The sequence below is a fragment of the Microbacterium indicum DSM 19969 genome, from assembly GCF_000422385.1.
In the GTDB taxonomy this organism is placed as follows: Bacteria; Actinomycetota; Actinomycetes; order Actinomycetales; family Microbacteriaceae; genus Microbacterium; species Microbacterium indicum.
The window spans coordinates 64,067-70,143 of the sequence record NZ_AULR01000016.1; the positions used below are offsets into that span (position 1 = coordinate 64,067).

A 6,077-nucleotide genomic window follows, 5' to 3' on the forward strand; every position below is an offset into this window, starting at 1 on the left:
CCGCACGCATAGGCTGTGGGGCATGACTGAAAGCGCCGTGGCACGTTTCGTGCGCGAGGTGACCGTGGAGCCCGAGCACATCCAGCGGGCCCGACAGCACGCCCTCGAACTCGGCGCCTCGCCCGTCAGCGCCGTCGTCGGGGCGCAGTGCGCCGTCGCCGCTGCGGCCACGAGCGCGAAGACGATGATCGAGATCGGCACAGGCGCGGGCGTCTCGGGCCTCTGGCTGCTCCACGGCGCGCCGGGCGCGGTGCTGACGACGATCGACAAGGAGCCCGAGCACCTCGCCGCGGCGCGCGAGGCATTCTCGGCGGCGCATGTCCCGGCGTCTCGGGTGCGATACATCACGGGCCGCGCATCCGACGTGCTCCCCCGCATGAACGAGGGAGCATACGACGTCGTCCTCGTCGACGGCGACCCCGCGACGGCCCTCGACGACGTCGCGCACGCGCTGCGGCTCGCGCGCCCCGGCGGGCTCGTCCTCGTGCCGCGCGTCCTGCAGGGCGGCCGCGTCGCCGACCCCGTCGCGCGCGACGCGCAGACGAGCGACTTCCGCACGCTCGTGACCGAGACGCTCGCGACGGCGGGCGTCGTCGCGTCGCTCGCGACGGCGGGCGAGGGGCTCCTGCAGATCGTCGTCGGCCGCTGACGCGACGAAGCCGGGCCGGATCCCCGAGGGATCCGGCCCGGCTTCGCTTCGCGGGAGGCGTCAGGCCGCGGCGACCGCGCCGTTCAGCGCGTCGCGCAGCTCCTTCGCTTCATCGTCGTTGACGGAGACCACGAGCCGTCCGCCGCCCTCCAGCGGGACGCGGACGATGATGACCCGCCCCTCCTTCACGGCCTCCATGGGTCCGTCTCCGGTGCGAGGCTTCATAGCAGCCATAGGTTGGCTCCCCTTCCTGATCGGTACGTCCATTTTATGCGGCCGATCGGAGCAGCCCTATTCGCGAATCGATCAAATGTCGCGCGATGACGGCCGAAGCTGCGCATTTCGCACCCGGGAGGGGGTCACGGGATCAGGTAGTAGGTGTTCCCGACGCCGTACATCTCGTGGATCCACCAGAACTGCGCCGCGACGCTCGCCGCGAGGATCAGCACCCGCGTCGACCCGAGGAGCCGCGTCCCGGCGATCGCCGCCGCGACGAGGGGCGCGACGGGAAGCAGCATGCGCAGGATCGACGACTGCGGGAACACCACGAGCGCGAGGTACACGAGGTAGCTCGCCGCCCAGAGCCGCATCTCCATGCTCAGCGCCCGCACCGCGGGGATGCGGAAGAGCAGCACGGCGCTGGCGGCGATCGCCGCGAGGAGGAGGTAGCCGGCCCAGGCGGGGATCCCCCAGAGCCCGGCCCACACGGACGCGCCCTGGACCCACCCGCCGCCCGGGAGGAAGCCGCCCGTCTCGTCGCCCGTCCAGCCGCGGCGCCACGCGAGCTCGGTGTCGAGATAGCCCGAAGGATCGCCCGTCACGGCGTCGGCGATGACGGGCCACGCGAAGCCCAGCAGGGTCCCGAGCGCGCCGAGAGCCAGGATGTGGACGACCTCGGAGCGGCGGATCTCCTCCTCGCGGCGGCGCAGCAGGCGCCAGATCCCGTAGAGCGCGATCGTGAGCGGCAGGGCGAGCTCGCCCGGCCGCGTGAACGCCAGGATCGGGATCAGGACGTAGAGCCACACCCAGCGGCGCCGTTCGAGGGCCCACACGGCCCAGAGCACGCACGCGAGCCACATCGACTCGGCGTAGCCGACCTGGAACATGAGCCCCAGGGGGTTGAACGCGAGGAAGGCGACGGCCCACAGCGCCTTCTCGTCGCCCATGCGCGGCGCGACGACGGCGAAGAGCGCGCGGCAGGCCGCGTACCCCGCGACGAGCGAGACGAGCGCGGCGCACCATCCCCAGGCGTCGGCGACCGCCCAGACGTCGTCGGAGCCGAGCCCCGCGCCCGGGACGACGATCGACAGGGCGCGCACGATCACGGGATAGATCGGCATGAACGCCCACGCGTTCTGCGCGACGTTCCCCGAGTCGTCGCGCGGGAGATCGCTGGGGTACCCGTTGAGGACGATCTCGCGGTACCAGGCGGCGTCCCATCCCGAGATGTAGTCGAGGATCGACGGGTTCTCCCCGTGCCGCCCGTCGGCCGGCGCGAGCGCCGAGCTCACGAGCATCAGCAGGGTCGTCACGAGGCGCGCGGCCGCATACACCGCGATGACGCGCTGCCAGACGCGCCACCCGCCGAGGCGCGCGAGGACGGTGGGCGGCGCCTCGGCCGTCAGCGCGCCGTCAGCCATGCCCGGAGGCCCCGCTCGACGGCGTCGATCTGCGCGACGGGGACCCGCTCCTGGTCGTGGTGCGCGAGCTGCGGATCGCCCGGCCCGTAGTTCACGGCGGGGATCCCGAGCTCGCTGAAGCGCGCGACGTCGGTCCAGCCGTACTTCGGGGCGGCGGTCCCGCCCACGGCCGCGACGAAGGCCTGCGCGAGGGGCGCGTCGAGGCCGGGCCGAGCGCCCGGCGCGAGGTCGGCGATCTCGACGTCGAAGCCCTCGAACACGGCGCGCACGTGGCGCACGGCCTCCTCGCCCGACGTCGACGGCGCGAAGCGGTAGTTGACCTCGACGGCGCAGGCGTCGGGGATCACATTGCCCGCGACGCCGCCCGAGATGCGCACGGCGTTGAGGCCCTCGCGGTACACGAGGCCCTCGACCTCGACGCTCTTCGCGTCGTACGCCGCGAGGCGCGCGAGGATCGGGGCGGCGTGGTGGATCGCGTTCTCGCCGATCCACCACCGGGCGCTGTGGGCGCGCATGCCGCGCGTCGACACGACGGCCCGCAGCGTGCCGTTGCAGCCGCCCTCGACGGATCCGTTCGACGGCTCGCCGAGGATCGCGAAGTCTCCGCGGAGGAGCTCGGGGCGCCGGCGCGCGACGCGGCCGAGCCCGTTGAGGTCGGAGGCGACCTCCTCGTTGTCGTACCAGACCCAGGTGATGTCGATCGCCGGGTCCGCGAGCTCGGCGGCGAGCTTGAGCTGCACCGCGACGCCGGCCTTCATGTCGACGGTCCCGCGGCCCCAGATCACGGGCTCGCCGCTCTCCTCGACGTCGCGCGTCGGGAGGTTGCGGTTGATCGGCACGGTGTCGATGTGTCCGGCGATCACGACGCGCCTGTCGCGCCCGAGGTCGGTGCGGGCGATGATCGTGTCGCCCTCGCGTACGACCGTCAGATGGCCGTGCGGCGCGAGCGCCTCCTCGATGGCGTCGGCGAGGCGCTTCTCGTCGCCGGACTCGCTCGGGATGTCGCAGATCGCGCGGGTGATGTCTGCCGATGAGGCCAGGAGGTCGAGCATGCCCCTCAGCCTACGGGGCGCGCGCGGCTCCCCCGTAGGCTGAGGGGCATGACTGACGACACCCGCCGGGCATCCGGCGCCGGCCTCGCGACCATCGCGGCCGACGGCACCGTTCTCGACACCTGGTACCCCGCCCCCGCCCTCGGCCCGCTCGCGGCCTCCGACGACGGGCTCGCCGCCCAGGAGGGCCGCGACGAGGAGCGCGACGTCGAGATCCGCGTCGCTCGGACCGAGATCGACCTCGACGCGCCCGTCGCGTCGACGGGCGACGCCTACCTGCGCCTGCACCTGCTCTCGCACCGCGTCGTCGCGCCGAACTCGATCAACCTCGACGGCCTGTTCGGGCACCTGCCGAACAACGTGTGGACGAACCGCGGCCCCATGACGGCCGAGACGGCGGCGGCGCGGCTCGTCGCCCTGCGCCGCGCCGGCGTCCAGGTCTACGCCCAGGACCGCTTCCCGCGCCTCACCGACTACGTCCTCCCCGAGGGCGTGCGCATCGCCGACGCGTCGCGCGTGCGCCTCGGCGCCCACCTCGCGCCCGGGACCGTCGTCATGCACGAGGGCTTCGTGAACTTCAACGCGGGGACGCTCGGCACGTCGATGGTCGAGGGCCGCATCTCGCAGGGCGTCGTCGTCGGCGACGGATCCGACATCGGCGGCGGCGCCTCGATCATGGGCACGCTCTCGGGCGGCGGCACGCACCGCGTGTCGATCGGCAGCCGCACGCTCCTCGGCGCGAACAGCGGCATCGGGATCTCGCTCGGCGACGACTGCGTCGTCGAGGCCGGCCTCTACGTGACGGCGAGCTCGAAGATCCTGCTGGCCGACGAGCCCGTGACGGCCGACGGCGCGCGGCCCATCGCGAAGGGCGCGCAGCTCTCAGGCGCGAACGGCGTGCTGTTCATCCGCAACTCGGTGACGGGATCCGTCGAGGCGCGCCGCCGTGGGGGCGTCGGCGTGACCCTCAACGAGACGCTCCACGCCTGAGCCGCGCCCCGCGCACAAGAGGCCCGCTCCCCGGCGATCCGGGGGCGGGCCTCTTGTGCGTCGCCGATCACGCGTTCGGGTAGCTGCGCTCGGGCGCGCCGAGGTAGAGCTGCTGCGGGCGGCCGATCTTGCCCTGGCGGTCGAGGTTCTGCTCGCGCCACTGGGCGAGCCAGCCGGGGAGCCGGCCGATCGCGAACAGCACCGTGAAGACGCGAGTCGGGAAGCCGAGGGCCTTGTAGATCACGCCCGTGTAGAAGTCGACGTTCGGGTAGAGGTTGCGCGACTGGAAGTACTCGTCGTTGAGGGCGACCTCCTCGAGCTGCTTCGCGAGATCGAGGAGCGGATCGCTGACGCCGAGCGCGCCGAGGACCTCGTCGGCCGACTGCTTCACGATCTTCGCGCGCGGGTCGAAGCTCTTGTAGACGCGGTGCCCGAAGCCCATGAGCTTCACGCCGTCTTCCTTGTTCTTGACCCGCTCGACGAAGCGCTCGACGCCCTCGCCGGAGTCGCGGATCTGCGCGAGCATCTTGAGGACCGCCTCGTTGGCGCCGCCGTGCAGCGGGCCCGAGAGCGCCTGGATCCCCGCCGCGACCGACGCGAACTGGTCGGCCCCCGTCGATCCGACGAGGCGGACGGTCGACGTCGACGCGTTCTGCTCGTGGTCCTCGTGGAGGATCAGCAGGCGCTCGAGCGCCTTCGCCATGACGGGGTCGATCTCGTACGGCTCGGCCATGTTGCCGAAGTTCAGGCGCAGGAAGTTCTCGACGTAGCCGAGCGAGTTGTCGGGGTACAGGAACGCCTGGCCGATCGACTTCTTGTGCGCGTACGCCGCGATGACCGGCAGCTTCGCGAGGAGCCGGATGATGTTGAGCTCGACGTGCTCGGGGTTCGCGGGGTCCGACTCGTCCTCGTAGTACGTCGACAGCGCGGCGACGGCCGACGAGAGCACGGCCATGGGGTGCGCGGCGTCGGGCAGCGCCGAGAAGAACTGCTTGAGGTCCTCGGGGAGCAGCGTGTGGCGGCGGATCCGCTCGTCGAAGTCGGTGAGCTCGGAGGCCGTCGGCAGCTCGCCGTAGATCAGGAGCCACGCGACCTCGAGGAACGTCGAGCCCTCGGCGAGCTGGTCGATCGGGTACCCGCGGTAGCGCAGGATCCCCTTGTCGCCGTCGATGTAGGTGATGTCCGACTTGGTCGACGCCGTGTTGACGAACCCGTAGTCGAGGGCCGTGTAGCCCGTCTGCTTCGTGAAGGTCGACACGTCGATGGCGCCCTTGCCGTCGACGGCCGGGAGCACCGGGAACTCGGCGATCCTGTCCCCGACAGTCAGCGTGGCCTTCTCAGGCAGGTGTCCCGCGTCGCTCACGGCGCCTCCTTGCGTTGTGCTTTTCGGTCGAGCATTCGGACGCGCCCGCGGGGGTGAGCGGGGATGTCCTGCAACAGCCTATCGGCCTCTCACGCCACTGTGAAACTCGGCAATATCGGGCGGCTCGGCCCTGTGGATCCCTCTAAGCGGAGGCTGCGAGGCGGCCCGCGGCGGCCGCGATCCGCTCGTCGGTCGCGGTGAGCGAGAGCCGCACATGCCGCGGGAAGAAGCCCCCGTAGAACACGCCGGGGCCCGCGAGGATCCCGAGACCCGCGAGGCGGTCCATCGACTCCCACGCGTCGCGCCCCTCTGTCGCCCAGAGGTAGAGCCCGGCCTCGCTGCGGTCGACGCGGAAGCCCGCCGCCTCGAGAGCGGGCTTCAGG

Annotated in this window: 6 protein-coding genes and 1 pseudogene; 2 read left to right on the plus strand and 5 right to left on the minus strand. The window is 72.0% G+C overall.

The window, feature by feature from the left end; genetic code table 11:
* The first annotated feature begins 22 nt into the window (after nt 1-22).
* Nucleotides 23-649, plus strand: a complete 627-nt coding sequence (locus H576_RS0111025) for an O-methyltransferase (RefSeq protein WP_029150982.1) — start codon at nt 23-25, stop codon at nt 647-649.
* 60 nt (nt 650-709) lie between these two features.
* On the opposite strand, the gene H576_RS16420 is transcribed toward H576_RS0111025, so the two are convergent.
* From H576_RS16420 to dapE, 3 genes are all read right to left on the minus strand, one after another.
* Nucleotides 710-883, minus strand: a complete 174-nt coding sequence (locus H576_RS16420) for a DUF3117 domain-containing protein (protein WP_084502699.1) — start codon at nt 881-883, stop codon at nt 710-712.
* A gap of 125 nt (nt 884-1,008) precedes the next feature.
* The gene (locus tag H576_RS0111035; RefSeq protein WP_029150983.1) at nt 1,009-2,289 is read right to left on the minus strand and encodes a hypothetical protein; all 1,281 of its coding nucleotides are present in this window, start codon (nt 2,287-2,289) and stop codon (nt 1,009-1,011) included.
* Nucleotides 2,271-3,341: a succinyl-diaminopimelate desuccinylase gene (dapE, locus tag H576_RS0111040; protein ID WP_036320608.1), complete on the minus strand. Its 1,071-nt coding sequence runs from the start codon at nt 3,339-3,341 to the stop codon at nt 2,271-2,273. The genes H576_RS0111035 and dapE overlap by 19 nt, the downstream gene beginning before the upstream one ends.
* A gap of 48 nt (nt 3,342-3,389) precedes the next feature.
* Between dapE and dapD the strand changes: the two genes are divergently transcribed.
* Nucleotides 3,390-4,331, plus strand: coding sequence for a 2,3,4,5-tetrahydropyridine-2,6-dicarboxylate N-succinyltransferase (gene dapD, locus H576_RS0111045; RefSeq protein ID WP_029150987.1), 942 nt, complete (start codon nt 3,390-3,392; stop codon nt 4,329-4,331).
* A gap of 67 nt (nt 4,332-4,398) precedes the next feature.
* On the opposite strand, the gene H576_RS0111050 is transcribed toward dapD, so the two are convergent.
* A complete protein-coding gene (locus H576_RS0111050; RefSeq protein ID WP_084502700.1) occupies nt 4,399-5,694 on the minus strand; it encodes a citrate synthase in 1,296 nt (431 codons plus the stop codon).
* 142 nt (nt 5,695-5,836) lie between these two features.
* Nucleotides 5,837-6,077 (minus strand): annotated as a pseudogene (locus H576_RS0111055) (succinyldiaminopimelate transaminase); the annotation flags it as partial.